The sequence below is a fragment of the Veillonellaceae bacterium genome, from assembly GCA_012523975.1.
Classification (GTDB): domain Bacteria; phylum Bacillota; class Negativicutes; order JAAYSF01; family JAAYSF01; genus JAAYSF01.
Genome location: JAAYSF010000094.1, coordinates 16,212 through 32,970, shown reverse-complemented (window position 1 = coordinate 32,970; position 16,759 = coordinate 16,212). Strand labels below are relative to the sequence as shown.

Annotated in this window: 12 protein-coding genes and 1 CRISPR repeat array; all 12 genes read right to left on the bottom strand. The window is 41.7% G+C overall.

Going from position 1 to position 16,759, the window contains the following annotated elements:
- Positions 1–218 precede the first annotated feature (218 nt).
- The gene (locus tag GX348_12245) at positions 219–1,451 is read right to left on the bottom strand and encodes a DUF1343 domain-containing protein (protein NLP42928.1); all 1,233 of its coding nucleotides are present in this window, start codon (positions 1,449–1,451) and stop codon (positions 219–221) included.
- Positions 1,452–1,770: 319 nt separating this feature from the next.
- A CRISPR array of direct repeats spans positions 1,771–4,406; the repeat unit is 37 nt; unit sequence GTTTCAGTCCTCATTAAACGAGGAAGGCGAATGTAAC.
- Positions 4,407–4,552: 146 nt separating this feature from the next.
- On the bottom strand, positions 4,553–5,476 hold the full coding sequence (gene cas4a, locus GX348_12240; GenBank protein NLP42927.1) for a type I-A CRISPR-associated protein Cas4/Csa1: 924 nt from the start codon (positions 5,474–5,476) through the stop codon (positions 4,553–4,555).
- Positions 5,460–6,071 carry a CRISPR-associated protein Cas4 gene (cas4, locus tag GX348_12235; protein NLP42926.1) on the bottom strand — a complete coding sequence of 204 codons (612 nt, stop codon included), beginning with the start codon at positions 6,069–6,071 and terminating at the stop codon, positions 5,460–5,462. The genes cas4a and cas4 overlap by 17 nt, the downstream gene beginning before the upstream one ends.
- On the bottom strand, positions 6,061–6,327 hold the full coding sequence (gene cas2, locus GX348_12230) for a CRISPR-associated endonuclease Cas2 (GenBank protein ID NLP42925.1): 267 nt from the start codon (positions 6,325–6,327) through the stop codon (positions 6,061–6,063). Before cas2 ends, cas4 begins: the two co-directional genes overlap by 11 nt.
- A 1-nt stretch (position 6,328) precedes the next feature.
- The gene (gene cas1, locus GX348_12225) at positions 6,329–7,375 is read right to left on the bottom strand and encodes a CRISPR-associated endonuclease Cas1 (GenBank protein ID NLP42924.1); all 1,047 of its coding nucleotides are present in this window, start codon (positions 7,373–7,375) and stop codon (positions 6,329–6,331) included.
- Positions 7,376–7,534: 159 nt separating this feature from the next.
- Positions 7,535–9,865: a CRISPR-associated helicase Cas3' gene (gene cas3, locus GX348_12220; protein ID NLP42923.1), complete on the bottom strand. Its 2,331-nt coding sequence runs from the start codon at positions 9,863–9,865 to the stop codon at positions 7,535–7,537.
- Positions 9,843–10,622 carry a CRISPR-associated protein Cas5 gene (gene cas5 / locus GX348_12215; protein NLP42922.1) on the bottom strand — a complete coding sequence of 260 codons (780 nt, stop codon included), beginning with the start codon at positions 10,620–10,622 and terminating at the stop codon, positions 9,843–9,845. The genes cas3 and cas5 overlap by 23 nt, the downstream gene beginning before the upstream one ends.
- Positions 10,610–11,704, bottom strand: coding sequence for a type I-B CRISPR-associated protein Cas7/Cst2/DevR (cas7i, locus tag GX348_12210; GenBank protein ID NLP42921.1), 1,095 nt, complete (start codon positions 11,702–11,704; stop codon positions 10,610–10,612). Before cas7i ends, cas5 begins: the two co-directional genes overlap by 13 nt.
- Positions 11,705–13,129 (bottom strand): hypothetical protein, encoded by a 1,425-nt coding sequence (locus GX348_12205; GenBank protein ID NLP42920.1) that lies wholly within the window; start codon positions 13,127–13,129, stop codon positions 11,705–11,707.
- Between the two features lie 207 nt (positions 13,130–13,336).
- Entirely contained in the window at positions 13,337–14,290 is a 954-nt protein-coding gene (locus tag GX348_12200) for a CRISPR system precrRNA processing endoribonuclease RAMP protein Cas6 (GenBank protein ID NLP42919.1), read from the bottom strand.
- A 154-nt stretch (positions 14,291–14,444) separates the two neighbouring features.
- The gene (gene namA / locus GX348_12195) at positions 14,445–15,461 is read right to left on the bottom strand and encodes an NADPH dehydrogenase NamA (protein ID NLP42918.1); all 1,017 of its coding nucleotides are present in this window, start codon (positions 15,459–15,461) and stop codon (positions 14,445–14,447) included.
- A gap of 33 nt (positions 15,462–15,494) precedes the next feature.
- The gene (locus GX348_12190) at positions 15,495–16,724 is read right to left on the bottom strand and encodes a DUF438 domain-containing protein (GenBank protein NLP42917.1); all 1,230 of its coding nucleotides are present in this window, start codon (positions 16,722–16,724) and stop codon (positions 15,495–15,497) included.
- Positions 16,725–16,759 lie beyond the last annotated feature (35 nt).

The following is a 16,759-nucleotide window of genomic DNA, read 5'->3' as shown; positions in this document are numbered from 1 at the left end:
TATTGGTTATATTGACAATCAGCGGGCGGCGTTTCCTTACTTCTTCCCGCACTTCCCACAAGCGTTTCAGCATCATCAACCATCCTTTTTTTATTGATCAATATTATACCTAGGTATAATTCGCATAGCATTATGGTAATCCTCTAACCACATGGAAAAAACCTGCAGGGCATCTACAGGTTTACCTATTATAAAATCATTATCAACAAAAGACTTGCTTATTCATATAAATAATATTTTTGGGCCTTCGCTTTAAAACTATCGGCTTCTACTGCCCATTCGCCGAGCAGTTCTGCCACCGTCGCCCTGCCGGTGCGCAGCCGGTCATCACCGACAATAAGATCAAGCGACCTGTCAGTACCATTAGGACGCTTAAATCTGAAATTATCGCCCCCTAGGTCTTTTACTTGATCAAGTATGAGCATTGCGGTCTTTACCGGCCTAAACGCGTTACTGTCAGTAATATGCAGTTGAATTCCGGCGCACTGCTCGCCCTTATACAATCCAAACTGCGGCGTAAAGTAAGCCGGTCTAAATATTACACCCGGTAATTCCATTCTATTCAGCCGCCAAGCTAAAAATTCGCCATTGAGCCAGGGCGCGCCGACAAACTCAAAAGGCCTTGTCGTACCAACGCCTTCAGATACATTAGTTCCGCCGAAAATGCCTGTTCCCGGATATACAAGCGCCGTTTCCGGCGTTGGGATGTTAGGAGACGTCATAACCCAAGGCAGTCCGGTATCGAAGTAGTACATATTACGCTGCCAGCCTGTCATTTTAATAACAATAAGTTCACAGCCAATGCCGAACTCACTATTGAAAAACTGAGCCAATTCGCCGACAGTCATCCCATGACGGCTGGGAATCGGGTACATCCCAATAAAAGATTCATACCCGGGTTTTATAAGACCGCCCTCAACCTCCACACCGCCAATAGGATTAGGCCGGTCAAAAACAACAAATGTCTTGCCTTGCTCTTTAGCACTTTGCATAGCATACGCCATAGTATAAATATAGGTGTACGGCCGGGCGCCAACATCCTGGATATCAAAAGCCAGTATATCCAGACCACTGATCATTTCGGGCGTCGGCTTTTTGGTCGCACCGTATAAACTATGTACCGGCAAGCCTGTTTTAGCATCGATGATATTGCCTACCTTGTCACCGGCTTTTGCCGCGCCGCGGATACCATGCTCGGGCGAAAATAGTGCCACTAAGTTAGTCTTGCTGTAAAGAATATCAACAGAGCTTTCAAATTTGCTGTTAATGCCCGTAGCATTAGTTATAAGACCGACTTTTTTACCGGCAAAGATATGTAAATAATCATCAATATTATCAATACCTAACCGGACAGCCTCATTCTTCGCATCAGCCGCGTTGGCATACCCGGTCTGGGGAATGAAACAAAATCCAAAAACTGCGATGCATAAAAGTATGATTGCTCTAACCATATCATATCCCCTTCTCTTAACAGATTATCTTTACCTTAACACAAAGACATGCTTTTGAGAATAGTACTTTCGCCTGGAATTAGCCAGTTCTTAAAGTGAGACTGGCTTCGATTGAGTTTTAACTACACCTGAAGCCGAAGCCTAGTCGAACTTATCCATGGACTTAGACATAGTTAACTCCCACTTAAGAGGATACGCTAGTTAACCGTATTGCCTATTGCGGACACTACGAATGGCTAGTAAAACCTCATTATAAAAATCAGGCTGTACCTTCATCGGGTACGGCCTTTAACATTTACCTACCGATCGATTACTAACAGGTTGAGTCCTCATTAAACGAGGAAGGCGAATGTAACCCGACCGTAAGGACAGGCTGGAAAGGGTAATGTACCTGTTTCAGTCCTCATTAAACGAGGAAGGCGAATGTAACCAAACGGTGTAATACTTCGCATCGAGGAAAACACATAGTTTCAGTCCTCATTAAACGAGGAAGGCGAATGTAACACGGCAACGAGTGGTATACCGAGCATGAGCTTGTAGGTTTCAGTCCTCATTAAACGAGGAAGGCGAATGTAACGTGTGGCGCCAGAAGGAACTGTAAGTGTTAAATTGTGTTTCAGTCCTCATTAAACGAGGAAGGCGAATGTAACTAAAAGCATTTCCAAGGGAAATAGTATTTTTTGGAAGTTTCAGTCCTCATTAAACGAGGAAGGCGAATGTAACATGAACGGAAATTTACGGCAGGAATTTAGCTGTTTATCGGTTTCAGTCCTCATTAAACGAGGAAGGCGAATGTAACATACCAAAAGGTTAAAGAGTTTATTAAACAGTTAAGGAGGTTTCAGTCCTCATTAAACGAGGAAGGCGAATGTAACCTAAAGTATCATCAGCTGCAAAATTAGTAGTTACAGTGTGTTTCAGTCCTCATTAAACGAGGAAGGCGAATGTAACGCATTTGATACATTCCCTAAGATTTATGTTTCCTTTTCGTTTCAGTCCTCATTAAACGAGGAAGGCGAATGTAACAACGAGTATGTCAATGCCTTCAACAAGGTTATTGAAACGTTTCAGTCCTCATTAAACGAGGAAGGCGAATGTAACTGTCGTTGCCGTTACTATCCATTCTATCTCTGCCACTGTTTCAGTCCTCATTAAACGAGGAAGGCGAATGTAACTAAAGCATGGAGCGAAAAGCTAGGAATTTCATATCAAGTTTCAGTCCTCATTAAACGAGGAAGGCGAATGTAACAGTTGAATATGAGCCCGACTATGAAACATTATTAGAGTTTCAGTCCTCATTAAACGAGGAAGGCGAATGTAACTTCGTTTGAATCTTCCTGCCCTCTGTCGTCATGGTTCCGTTTCAGTCCTCATTAAACGAGGAAGGCGAATGTAACGGAAGTATATATGATTCATAACCCAAGTGCTGTTTGAAGTTTCAGTCCTCATTAAACGAGGAAGGCGAATGTAACAGGAGTAACGGGATCCTATCGGAATGTTTAGTTCAGCGTTTCAGTCCTCATTAAACGAGGAAGGCGAATGTAACTCTTAAATGCCGCTAATTTGCAGAAGTCGTTTTGCTGTTTCAGTCCTCATTAAACGAGGAAGGCGAATGTAACTTTATTCGTAAGTTGTTGTATGGAGGGGGTATATATAAGGTTTCAGTCCTCATTAAACGAGGAAGGCGAATGTAACCGATATAATTCCGGCAAGATATATAGCACTAACTATAGTTTCAGTCCTCATTAAACGAGGAAGGCGAATGTAACGTCAAGTAAAAAACCTTGACACATGGTAAAGGTATGTATGTTTCAGTCCTCATTAAACGAGGAAGGCGAATGTAACGTATATTGCCTTTTTCTTGAGCATACAGAGCACCACCGTGTTTCAGTCCTCATTAAACGAGGAAGGCGAATGTAACTGATGGATTAAGTGAAGATATACTTGCCATCATGCGTTTCAGTCCTCATTAAACGAGGAAGGCGAATGTAACGCGGTGACATATGCTTCACAAAGTGACTTTGTAGTAAGTTTCAGTCCTCATTAAACGAGGAAGGCGAATGTAACCGCTGCCGCTGCAGGTGCAGCTGCACAAGCTTCTGTGTTTCAGTCCTCATTAAACGAGGAAGGCGAATGTAACGGCGGCGGTACGACTGGTATCCGCGCCCTTGTTTTTTGTTTCAGTCCTCATTAAACGAGGAAGGCGAATGTAACTGCTTTGCTTAAAATGGAAGTGACAACTGCTTTCCGTTTCAGTCCTCATTAAACGAGGAAGGCGAATGTAACATGTCCTGATGTTAAAGAGCGCGTCAAAGGATATCTGCGTTTCAGTCCTCATTAAACGAGGAAGGCGAATGTAACTAATTTGCAGGAGGATATTGGCCTTTTCCTTGTTGTGTTTCAGTCCTCATTAAACGAGGAAGGCGAATGTAACCCGTCTTTTGCATATCCTAAGACCTCAATAATTTCTACGTTTCAGTCCTCATTAAAGGAGGAAGGCGAATGTAACGGGTTATGAATGCTTGAAGTGCCGCCGACAATAGTTCCGTTTCAGTCCTCATTAAACGAGGAAGGCGAATGTAACAAGGTTGAGCGGCCTGACAGTATATGCATCTTGGATGTTGTTTCAGTCCTCATTAAACGAGGAAGGCGAATGTAACAGCGCAAAGAGGAATAACAGCAGTCGAAGCGATTAAGTTTCAGTCCTCATTAAACGAGGAAGGCGAATGTAACTGAGCGAAAGTAAGTTAAGACCATGTCCCTTTTGCGGGTTTCAGTCCTCATTAAACGAGGAAGGCGAATGTAACGCTTGTCTTTGTTCAAGTTCATAATTTTGGTCCAGTTTGTTTCAGTCCTCATTAAACGAGGAAGGCGAATGTAACAAGAAAAACAAGCCATAGTTGAACAGCAGTTTATGTGTTTCAGTCCTCATTAAACGAGGAAGGCGAATGTAACCGACTAAGGCGGCATGCCTTGAACAGGCCTTCTTACTGGGTTTGTTGGCATTGTAGATATAACCACGAAGGCCGATTTTCCCGCAAAATAGTTTTCTGCATTAATGCAGGGGGTATTTGCGAAAAACATCATTTCAGTACCTACTCCTAATTAGTGTGGCATAGAGAATAGCCTGGACAAAATTCTTTACAGTTATCTGCCAATCCAGGGTCAATTTCTTCGAATATCATTCGCATTTTTTCGTCGCGTGATTCGATAAACCACTGTCTTAACTCATCATCAATAAAATGCATGTCCTTTGTTACTATAAGCCGCTCGTTTTTAAATTGCCCATAAATTATGCAGCCTAAGTTTACGGGAACTTCATGAATGGCCTCCATAACTAGGGCATAACCTGTAGTTGCCAGGCGATGAAACTCCTCGGGCTGGCCAAACTTAAAATCTAAAATCATTGGCTCGGACAAGACAAAGGCATCAGCGCTTAAATATGGACTAAGTCCCAAAAATCTGCCATCAAGTTTATTTTCACAGACTATCGGTGCCGCCAAATGGGCCAGCGAATCACTCCCAATATATGGCTGTTGCGTTAATATTTCTTCAACACGTGAACAAATCCTGCTTTGCTCATAGTCTCGTAAAAAATTACCTTTTATTTTTAGCTCAGCCTTCTGCTCATCGCTCAAAGAATACATTTCAGACGGCCAAGTAATCTCAACTGGCTTTCTAAGTTCCGCGATTAACTCCTGGAGATTGTGGACGCCATAAGTATAAATAAGCCTTTTTGCATGGGTAACTACATCCACTAGTATTTGATGAAAAGCCTTGCCTGATATCATGAAATAATTGGGCTTTAACTTGTTCTTCAGTACTCTGTTTAAATATAAATCGCGGTGCGTAGGACAATAGGCATTGCTTACTTCAAAAACTCCTAACCGTTCTTCGTAGGATGGTTCCAGTGTCGGCAGATGCCAATTCCAACCCCTTAATTCATCATTTACGTCCAACCTCCGGGCTTTGGGCAGCATTTTTTTTAAAAACATCTTACGCTCAGCTTCAGTTAAAAAATACACTTATTTTATTCCCCTTTCGTATAAAGTCAATGTCTCCGCAAAACCTTAGATATTCACAGTCGCGGCACTTCTCCGTTTTCTTCTGTTTCTCAGGCATTCGCTCAGACTTAACTATCTCGCGTATCCTGTCGATAATTTCATGAACAAATAACCGACTGTTAGGAGTGATCTCTATCGGGATTATTGTTTGAGTCGGCACAAGATATAACAGTCCAAACCTGATGTTGCATTTAAAACTATCTTCTAACAATAAGGCATAGCTGATAAGCTGATATTTATGATTAAGCGAGGCTCCTCTGGTAGTAAATTTAAATTCTACCGGAAAGTAATCCTTACCCGAGATAATGTGTAAGTCGAGCTTACCCTGCAACCCCAACCGCGGAGAATTAAGCCAAGCATGGAAAACTCTTTCGCCCGATTCTAAATTATAGCGCTTTAGGGTTCGACGTCTCTCTAACTTATCCAGTATGAAATGTTCTTCTTTGCCGGCTTGCATTTTATAGGTAGTCTTTTTATTTACCGGACAAACATAGAGAAAATAAATTATGCGCGGACAGTAAATGTATTGCTTGATATCTGTAACCTTAACATTCATGGCAACCCTCATTAATAGTATCAATCGCTTTAGCAAGCCTAGCATCTTTATCGCAAACCGGAACAATGGCTACCTTGCCCCGCTTACGACCAATAAGCTTTTTAATTTTTAGATAAATTTCTTCACGACGGTTATGATTTAATTCGCCGACAAAGGTACTATACTGGGCATGCTGCAAACCATAATCCTTGCAGGTTTCAAAAATCTTAGTCCGTAGCTTATCTTCTTCGATATCATAAATTATATATGTTTTCATACTACCACCCACAGATGAAAGGTTTGTACTTAGCCTCATTTCGTACAAAAGTAGCTATTCGTCTAGCCTGTGTTTGGATAATAGTTTTAAGCCGCTGCTTTTTGCCTTTAAAACGTTCGGTACTTTCAAGCCGTTCATTTATCTTTGCTGCCAGTGCTCGCCTGGTATCTTGCTCGAGCAATCCATCGGAAAGCTTTACATCAGTTCCTTTGTTAACCATTGCAATAACAACTTTATCAACTACCGGCTGACGAAATTCTTCCATAAAGTCATATACTAAACTCTTTTTTCCTGGCCTATCTACATGGAGAAAACCGCCGAAGGGATCAAGCCCCGCTAAGGTAAGAGCTGTCTCAACTTGATGCGCTAAAATAGCATAACCATAGTTTAGCATCGAATTTATTGCATCTTCTGCCCCCCTATGCTCCCGCCCCGGAAAGTCCGCTTTTCCCGAAGTCAATAATTTAACGCACTCCCAATAAAGATTTCCTATTCGCCCCTCTAATGCCATGATTGAGCCACGAGCATCATCTATACAGATGCCTTTAATCTTGCTTAATTCTTTAGCGATAAGTGCCATCTTATCAAGCATCGTCTGCAATTGCTTATAATCTTCGGGGTTAGCTGTTTTACGGTATTTGGCAAAATACTTTACAGTATTGATTTGATTGCTTATCTTCCCGTCAATAAACGCCTTGCAAAGTTCAATGCTTCTTTGATCGCGAAAAGCAAAAAGCTGTTCCCGTCGTGTAACGACAGTGCCGGTTAAGGTTGGCGGAATTAGCTTAGCATATGGATTTCCTGAGGGTGTCATAAAGCTAATTGGGATTCCATGTTCCATACAGTCGAGAATAGCGTCAGTAGAAATGCTCACCCCTAGGCTATCAACCATCACATGTTCTACATCATGAAACGGGTGCTCACCTACAACTTGACCTTTTTCTTTAATAACCAGTCGCTCGCTTTTCTTTCCAACAAAGGTTCCATAATTCGATATAAATAGCTGCACCTTAATCACTCCTTTCCATAATTTAACTATTATTGGCATTATAGCCAGCCGATTAGCTAGTCATACGTATAAAAAGAAAAAACAGGCTAATTTGCCTGTTTAAAATATTATATTTTATATATCTCTTTTATTTCGTTCAATTTCTAATTGTATTCCTAGACTCTGGAGTCCTTATAATGATGTTCCATCAAAATTAGATTATAGGATTAAACCTAGTTTCTTACTATACTCACATTTTGCAATTAGACCATTTATGTACTCAACACTGTATAGCTTACCTTCTTTAGTCAATCTGTTAAATTGGCTCTGAGTTATAGGCACCTTTAATCTATCTACTTCTAGATTGTTATGGCTAGAAAGCGCCTCTTGAATAAGACATTCAGGTAAAATTTCTATACCATCAAATAGTTTATCCCATTGGGCTAGTTGCGTCTTAATAGTTTCTAAACTTTGTCCACCAAAAGGTTGTAGCGTATTGGCAAAGTTAGTTTCAAATTCTTCTACAAAGTGATTAATTTTTAACAGCAACTCTTCTTTCATATCTGAAGGGTAAGATTTATCTACTAATTCACCCGCTAGACTTTCATCCCAAACACCATTGTGGGTTTCTGCTATATAATTTTTTAATGTGCCGAGCACTTGCTGTAAATGATTCGGGTTATATGGTGCAGTCTCCTTAATCCATTCATCTCCTGGAAAATGCTCAAAAATATTTATATCTGAATAATCTTTTTTATTTCCCATTCGATTTACCCGCCCAGCACGCTGTAAAAGAGACTCCAGTGGCGCTAGTTCAAAAAAGCCGGTATCATAGTCAATATTAAGCGAAACTTCTACCACTTGAGTGGCTACTAGTATTTTCCCCGGAGTTGCTGATAGTTGCTGTTCTTTAGTGCCACGATCCCGCGCATTAAACCGGCTATGTAATAAAACAACATCTTTATCGTATCTTTCCAGTAAGGATACAAGTTTGATTGCCCTATCAACTCTATTTACAACTACTAATACCGATCCCTTTTTTGCCTCGGCTAATATAACGTTAACACTATCTGCTGATAGAGCATGGCAGTCTAAAAATTTAAATCTATGACGTTGAATTTTCTTTAACCAATAAGATGGAGGTTGAACGATCGGCGCTATATTCGGAAATAAGCGCTTAATTGCATCACGCAAATGACTTGGCAAAGTAGCCGTCATAAAGAGAACACTTGCATTATAGCGCCTGCACAGATAACGTGCTGCTATTAGTGTCAAAGCTGTTATCTGAGTATTATATGCATGTATTTCATCAAAGACTAATTGAGAACATATTGCTGAACAAAGTGTAGCTTCATAACCCTTATGACCAAAAAAGGCTTTGATAAGCTGGTAAGGACTGCATACTCGCAGCATAGTTGAATTTAACCTGGCTATGCTTTCTTGATGATGGGCGATAGCAATAGCTTGACTCGGTGAATATTCCATATTAGCCAAATTTTCAAAGTTGCGAATTAAGCTTTTGGCATGAATAACTGCTACCGACCTTTTATCAAATACTTTGCTAAGCCGGTTTCCCATAGCATTCATGCTGGCCCGATAAGGCAGGAGCATAAACATTCTGCCCTTGCTTTTTTTAAATTCTCTCTGTTTGGCCGCCCATAGCAGGGCGGCCTCAGTTTTTCCTGACCCAGTTGGAGCAACTAAAATAGCATCTCCAACTATATTAGCAATCTGTTGCTGATGCGGCATTAACTCAGTCTTTTTCCTTTTAATTGCGCCAATAACTTCTTCAACATTGGCGAAACCATCACGAAAACAAACATTGCCAACACTGGCCAGATGGTCAGATGACATAAGTAGTCCACGGGCTAGAACGCCGACATAGACAGCCCTCTCGTCAACTACCTGCCGACGGCCTTCACGCCGAACGAAATCTGCTATTAACTGGTTTATCTGTTTTAGGTTTAAATATATTTCTTCATTGAGTTTTCTTTCTATCTGTCCTCTAAACTTATAGCCTTCGACCTTCAAACCTGTCTGATCCTGGATTATTAGCGGCGCGGTTTCTAAATAAGTTTTTATTGTTGCAATTAATTCGCCTGTTATTTCTGCAGTTAGTTCGTTAAGCGGTTCGATTTCTTGCGGTAATAAACCGAGAGCAAAGTAGGCCGGCATGCTTCCTTTACCTTCGACAATCATTCTCCAATCCTTGTGATGGAGAGCTACAGCAGCAGCCAAAAAACCTCGTTCCTTTACAGGTATATCAAAGAACTGTAGAAATCCCAGGCTTAAAATCTCATGCCGAAGGCCAAATACCCCTTGGCCACGCAGTTGCTCTTGAAACTTAGGATGACACTTACCAACATCATGTAAAATTGCTGAATATAGTAAAACACGTGCCAAATTTATTTCTTGAACTGCAGATATTTCTTTTTCATATAGCTTAATAAAATTACCCATTTGCTTAACGACTTCGCAAGTATGTTCAACTAAGGTCTGACCCTGTTCACCAGGAACACCCGCTGATTTAGCCCATACCTTCGACAGCATGAAACCATACCCCCCTCGGAAGGTTCTGGCCCAAAAAGGTTTTTGTATCTTCCAAATCTACCATCATCGTGGTAAATGGTTCACGGTTGATTAGATCTTCTTCAACACCCTGTCCAAATATGCGAAGCGCTCTGTCATTGATTTCTAAATAACGCTCAAATACCGGCTCCCTTAATTTTTGATAATTAATAGCTTTTGGCATGTATACTGGCCTTCCTGGAAACACCCATTGTCTAAGCGACCATGGAAGCAGTGTATTGGAAAAAAAGGCTTTATCTGACGGCACTAGTTCTACCCATTCTACCGATTTAATAGTTGCAGCGTCTTGACTACGCCCAATAATATAGGCAAACGCCGGTGACCGGAAGGCTCTCTCAAATCTAGCCAGCAAGTTATCTGAGCCCTTAAGATATAATGTCATTTCTGGTTTTAACAGAAACTGCCGGCGTTGCGGATTCAGGCTACCAATCATATTTTGCGGCAATCCGCCTAACTGTTTATTATCTTTACCTGTACCAAATTCAATCATTTGACCTAATTCTATATCTTCACCAATACCCTGATGAGTAAATGTATAGGCAAATTCCATTCCATCTGGGTCGAACCATTCGCCTAGCACCCCGCACAAATGTCCGTAAATTGTCGCAGGAGGCGGCATCTCAAAAGTAGGCAATTTCCCAACCATAACATGAGGATACCGAAAAGATGCGGTTACCGCGCTGCTGCGTATCCGCAGGACTTTTTCTAACTTAGCCATAGCTCTCTTTCCTTACCCATCTCATCTAGGAAAGCGTTAATTGCCTCTATCGGATGCCCTATAAACGTTATTCTTTTACCGTATTCTTCTTGGCTACTTATTAATCTTAATGCTTCTTCCAACTCCTTACGTTGACCATCGAGATATCCTTGACTTAGGCCTACGTAAATTCCACTTAATAGCTCGTCCTTATAGACTCGAGCTATTTCTTTTACAGCTTCAAGCTTTATTTCTGGTTTACCTTTACTATCCGCAGTGACAGAAGTAGAGAACAAATGATTTCCGCCTTTCGCCACAGCCAGAATGCAGAACTTCGGGCTTACATCGGTATAGTGGATAGCTTGTTTTGCTCCACCGTTAATTGTAGCAATACCTTTAAGCAAAGTTGCTATCCGGCTAAGCCTTTGACCGAGCGGTAACTCGTAAGCCTTGCCATCGTCACATTGTGCTAGTCCCATTTCTTCCGCCAGTTGAATCCGGACAGCATCGAGGTGCTTAAAACCTGTACGCTGAATGTGATAAAACCTTCCGGTCATCGCTAAATCAAGTGAAAATAATCCCTGTAGTGTTGTTCTATACAATTGATGTTCATACGGCACTGGGTCACCTTCATGGCGAGCCATTACCCCAAAATCCCGCGTAAGTTCTTTTAGTGGTGCAATAGATATTAACGTGCTAACCTTGAATGGCGAATGACGGGTTAACGTTACGCCATCTTCAAGACTTGTTGCAGTGTCTAAAAGACCAGTTTCAGTTCTTTTTTTAGCAGCATCACTTTTCTTGGATGGAGCACGCATATAGCCAAAAAGATCATCTTCAGCATATTTTATTGGATTTGCGTCAGTATACGCAATTTTGCCTTCACGGAATATCGGCGTTGCGGTCCAAGTTGCCTCTTTCTTTACTGTCTCGCGCAACCAGTACCGAAAGGCTTGCGCCGAGACATATGGATATACACCGTCTTTTGCTTTAACTGCCTTTACTCCGGTTGCGTTGTCAGTGTTAGCATCTTCGTCTTTTCCGGCATTATTAAGCGCTGAGGCCGGACAGTCAATAAGGAGTAGTCCGGATAAAAAAGCCATTTACATAACCTCCTCATTTTCATTCTTTTCATCATTTATTGATTTTAGTAGATCTCTGTTGCGCGCACCGATTCTTTCAAACATCCGAATAAGAAATAGTTGTCTAATCAAATATGCATCCTTGAGCCCAGGATCATCAGAAGATGAAATATCAAACATTGTCAATATATCATCTAAGTTAATAGGCTGACCAAGCACCGCTAACTTTCTTTGAACCTTTACTAGATACCGCATAAATTCATTCGGTTTAATTTCTCGATTGTAAAGGTTGTCCAGCCATTTGGGCTCGTTATTGCCCAATATTAGATGATCGACAATATCGTCAGCTATTTTTTTAACAATATCTAGCCGTTGTTTTTCCATTCCGCCCACCTTTCCTAAAAACAGCTCACATAGCTGGTAATTATTCCAATGGTAGTTTTCTTCCTTCGTATGTAGGAAGAACCCTATAATTCTTCGCCCGATGATTGTTTGCCAGTTTCGCTCCTGAAATGCCTTGCCAAGGGCTTCATAATAGCTGTTGCGCAGAAAGCCAATGCCCTCGCTGTCTACCCCAGAGGTGCCTTGTGATTTCGCTCCTTTCTTTTTAGGTTTAGGTATAATCCATGAAGATGTCTCGACATAGTGGTGTGCCTCGCGGACATCTTTAGCCGCTACTCTAACATGCCGCCAAAATTGGAGCAACTCCCTCGGAATAAGATACTGATCGTAATCCGGCTCCGAACCATAATTAGTTACGTGATAGCCAATACAATCTGGCAAGGGGGTTTCTTTTTTTGCCTGCAGGCTTTTGGCATCATATACGTCTAAGATTTCTCGCGCCTGACTTAACAGTCTAGTAAACGGCCACTTAAAATTTACAACTTTCTCCTGGCTGGTGGCTAAGCTTTTTCTTACTTCCTGTACAGTGTTGTTTATTAATTCAAATGTCATATCTGTATCGGTGGTCCACCAAAATAGCGGACGTCCATTAACTTTTATTGTCCCGAGTGGATAAAATTGAATGGCCATTAAGCAATAACCGCAAACTGGTAAACCTGCTACCCCATTAGGCGCAGTTACAAGAACTGTTGTACCTGTTAGTAAGGGTATATGCTGTCGATCAGCTAAAAACTGCGCTAGATTGTTGCAAAAAGCACACGATCGTTTTGAAGATAATGGAGGATCGCCATAAGACTTTAATACCTTTTTAATGTACTCAGCCTTGGTATCCTCTTTAATATTTGCATTACACCAACCTGAGTTAGGAAAATGAATAGTTAAGTAGCCCTTAAAATCTTTCCGCTTATATACGTCTTTTAACCATTCTGCTGCCTTACTCAAGTCCTGTTCAGTAAATTCTGTGCAGTACTTTTTTAGGTAAGACTCAAGCACAGCAATCCCAACATCAACAAATGGATGTCCGGTATATTGCAGAAAAATCACCTCCTTGATGTCGCCTCATTTAATTCTCACTCTCCCTTCCATATTATTTAATAGATTACTTAATAGTAATGAATTTATTATTGTCGTAAATAAGTAAGTTATGTATAGTTTTATAAAGAAAAGCTATAATACTTTTATCCATATAATGGAGACTGAAACTATTAATTAATTGCTTACTTAGCCAGCCCGTCTAATGGGTACATAATTTTATTCAGCTACCTCATACTTCCCCAACCCAAACACACACCCCTTACCAACATGAATAACCTCGCCAAGCTTGATTAACGGCATGAAAGGCTCAACATTACCTTCATAAACTACACTTCCGACCAGTCCGCCCATATTCACATGGGTATTTTGCCGCTGTGAATAGCGCTCCCAGTCAACTAATCTCAACTCAGATGATATTATCTTAATCTCTTCGGCTTTATCTATAAGCATTTTGTAATCAATATCTAGTTTTGGTCCGTCCTGATAAAAATAATAGAGCGTGCTTATCCTTCTAAGCAGGTTTCTGATAAGAACGTGAAAAGGAATATCTGTAGTCAGCGTATTTTCAAACTTTAACCTGGTCATCGTTAAAAAGTCGAGTTTAAGCACACCGTCAGTTTTATTGGTCGACTCATCCAATATTGCTGCTGTTTGTTCCGAATCTACAGGTGTGATAGTTCCGGTGGATGTATTATATATAGACACAGTCTCTCGGTTATTGATAGCCGCCGCAATGTCTACCAATTTGTACGGTAAGCGTCCCCTGCCGATACCTACCTTGCCTAGTTCTTTAAAAGCAAGGATAAAATACGGCAAATATTGAACTGCTTGTCCAATCAAAATCAAATTAAAGCTTAAACGCTCGCCCGGAGCGTAATGCATCTTATCGTCAAGCGGAGGCTCAATAACAAAGGGACGTGGTATATTGCTATAGTTTTTTAGTACTTCACTGCCCGGCGACGGCCCTGGCTCAAAGATGAGCGCATAAGGGCAGGCTTGTGCTAAGAGACATACCGAACAAATTTCTTTAGGTTGGCTGCAGCAAATCCGCCGAAATACATGTCCGAAACCGCCCCTTAAGGTTGATCCCTTATACCGCGGCAATTCTAGTCCGAACTGTTGGGCTTCGATAACAATTTGATATTTAGCGAAGCGAAATAGAAAAAACATTGACAGTCTCCTTTATTTAGGAAATATCTTCCTTTAGGCTATTCAATTACGTTACATTATTTCCCTGCGAAAAATTCGAATTTTTAAATAAATTCAGGACTAAGATTTAAATACAAAAGACACTGCCTTCTTTTTGAATGGCAGTGTCTTCTTATTACCGATATTTACTTCTCTCATAAGGCTGTGGCCAATGGATGTCCTGGCCGAGCGTATGCGCTGCCTTGAGCGGAAAGTAAGGGTTGCGCAGCAACTCGCGGCCGATATAGACTAAATCAACTCCAGCTTTAATAACCGTTTCGGCCTGGATTGGCTCAGTGATTAAGCCGCCCCCTATTACTGGAAGCCCAGTTTTGTCTCTAATGGTTAGGGCAAACGGAATTTGATAGCCCGGATACGCCCGCGGTGCAAAGGAGGTTACCGCTCCCGAGCTGACATTGACACAGTCAATTCCTTTGTCTTTAACCAGATTAAGCATGTCGGCGGTTATTTCAGGGGTATTGCCGTCCGGCTCGTAATCATGGGCTGAAACCCGAACAAAGATTACCACCTTTGACGGTAGGACACTTCTTACAGCGCTAAGCACTTCACCCAATAGGCGTACGCGATTTTCTAGGCTTCCGCCGTATTCGTCTTCACGCTTATTGGCGAGCGGCGACATAAACTCATTAATTAAATAACCATGCGCAGCATGAATTTCGACAGCGTCAAAACCGGCTGTGGCGGCCCGGTTAGCAGCCTTGGCGAACTTTTCAATTACCTGCTGAATTTCCGATTTAGTCAGCTCTTTCGGAGTCCGGTACTCTTTGCTGAACGCTATTGCCGAAGGCGCAACCGGTGTAGTATAACCCACAGTACTTTTACGTCCGGCATGACCAAGCTGAATAGCAATTTTGCCGCCGCAGTGATGCACTGCATCTACTATACGTTTTAGACCATCAATCTGACCATCTTCCCATATGCCTAAATCATTATCAGTAATTCGCCCACGATCTTCTACCCCGGTTGCCTCGACAATTATGAGGCCAACCTGGCCAATTGCACGCGATGCATAATGGACTACATGCCAATTGATTGCCCGGCCGTCGTGGTCAGCTACATACATACACATTGGCGGCATAACAATCCTATTCTTGAGTTTAAGTTCCCGTATAGTCATAGGGCTGAACAGCAAAACTATCTCCCCCCTTATGATTGGTACCCCAAATTAGTCCATAATGCGTTTTTCACCGCTGATGCCCTGAATCGGTTTGATATCCTGCGTTACCTCTACCGTACCTACATACTCCCCGTTTTCATCACGCACAGCGAAATAGCGTATATATACATATTTGTCGCCCATTTTAATCCAAAAGTCTTCATTATTCTTCTTGCCGCTTTTAAAATCATTGACAATACTCTCGACAATATGAACACTATCCGGCGGATGGCAGTTCTCAACCTTGCGGCCGATAATAGTACGGGTCCGGGCAAAAACGCGATCAGGGGTAGCCGAGAAAAACTTAACGACATCATCTTTATCAACATATGTAATATCGATAGGAAGATGTTTAAAAATAAGGTCAATTTCTTTGGGGGTTAAGAGACCGGTGTCAAATTTGATAAAGCCACTATCAAGATGCTCTGCCTTAGCAGCCTTCATATGAGCGCCTGATTTCTCACGATAGGCCTTCCAACCCGGCTGAGGCTCGACCAAGCAGTAGCCAATTTCATCACTGTCTTCGGCTATTTTAAACCACTCGTCTTGCGTAAGCTTTTCAAGCGCCATAGGAAAGAATATTTTTTCTTCCTTAAAAATCATCTCATCAATTTGCGCGAGTGTTTCTTCAGTTTTTTCGATTAGCTCTTCTTTTTGCGTTGCCTGGTAATTGGTTGCTAAATGTTTTGCCTGCTTCAGCAAATCACGGATTTTATCATCAACACCCCACATTACCTTGGGTGGCCCGGTTATGCCGTATTTTTCAACAAAGGGGAAAATTAAATTTTCTTTGCGGCTGTAGTGCTTATCAATATCCCATAATAGATTAAGCTTGGCAACGAGCTCTAAAACTGTTTCTTTATCATTAATTTCTGCGCCATCCCGCAATTTGTTTAAAATTGGACTAATCTCATTTTTTATCAAGTTTTCCAACGCCCGGTTTTCAGCTTTAAAGATATCTACCGGATGACCCGGTTCAACCTTCACGTCTGGATTCTTAGACAGCGCATCGCGAAAGACGGCGGCATGAACATCGCATAGTCGCTGGACTTCAGCAACCGGAAGGCCTTCATTGATAAGTTTTTGCTCAATTTGCGACAGCTCAGCTGCGTCCAAATCGCCGGCAATCTTATCAAATTTTGCCTTGACTTCGTGCAGGGGCTTGCCCTGATGCAGCTCCATGATGATTTCCTTTAACGCCTTTTGCCGATGTTCACGGTTATTTATATATTCGCTCATTGTTACACCTCCAGGCCGTAGTTCTTGGTATCTTC

What these genes read in the sequence shown, in the direction of transcription:
- GX348_12245 (NLP42928.1), bottom strand. Translation starts at nt 1,451, where the DNA reads ATGGTTAGAGCAATCATACTTTTATGCATCGCAGTTTTTGGATTTTGT.
- cas4 (NLP42926.1), bottom strand. Translation starts at nt 6,071, where the DNA reads ATGAATGTTAAGGTTACAGATATCAAGCAATACATTTACTGTCCGCGC.
- cas2 (NLP42925.1), bottom strand. Translation starts at nt 6,327, where the DNA reads ATGAAAACATATATAATTTATGATATCGAAGAAGATAAGCTACGGACT.
- cas1 (NLP42924.1), bottom strand. Translation starts at nt 7,375, where the DNA reads ATGCCAATAATAGTTAAATTATGGAAAGGAGTGATTAAGGTGCAGCTA.
- cas3 (NLP42923.1), bottom strand. Translation starts at nt 9,865, where the DNA reads ATGCTGTCGAAGGTATGGGCTAAATCAGCGGGTGTTCCTGGTGAACAG.
- cas5 (NLP42922.1), bottom strand. Translation starts at nt 10,622, where the DNA reads ATGGCTAAGTTAGAAAAAGTCCTGCGGATACGCAGCAGCGCGGTAACC.
- cas7i (NLP42921.1), bottom strand. Translation starts at nt 11,704, where the DNA reads ATGGCTTTTTTATCCGGACTACTCCTTATTGACTGTCCGGCCTCAGCG.
- GX348_12200 (NLP42919.1), bottom strand. Translation starts at nt 14,290, where the DNA reads ATGTTTTTTCTATTTCGCTTCGCTAAATATCAAATTGTTATCGAAGCC.
- GX348_12190 (NLP42917.1), bottom strand. Translation starts at nt 16,724, where the DNA reads ATGAGCGAATATATAAATAACCGTGAACATCGGCAAAAGGCGTTAAAG.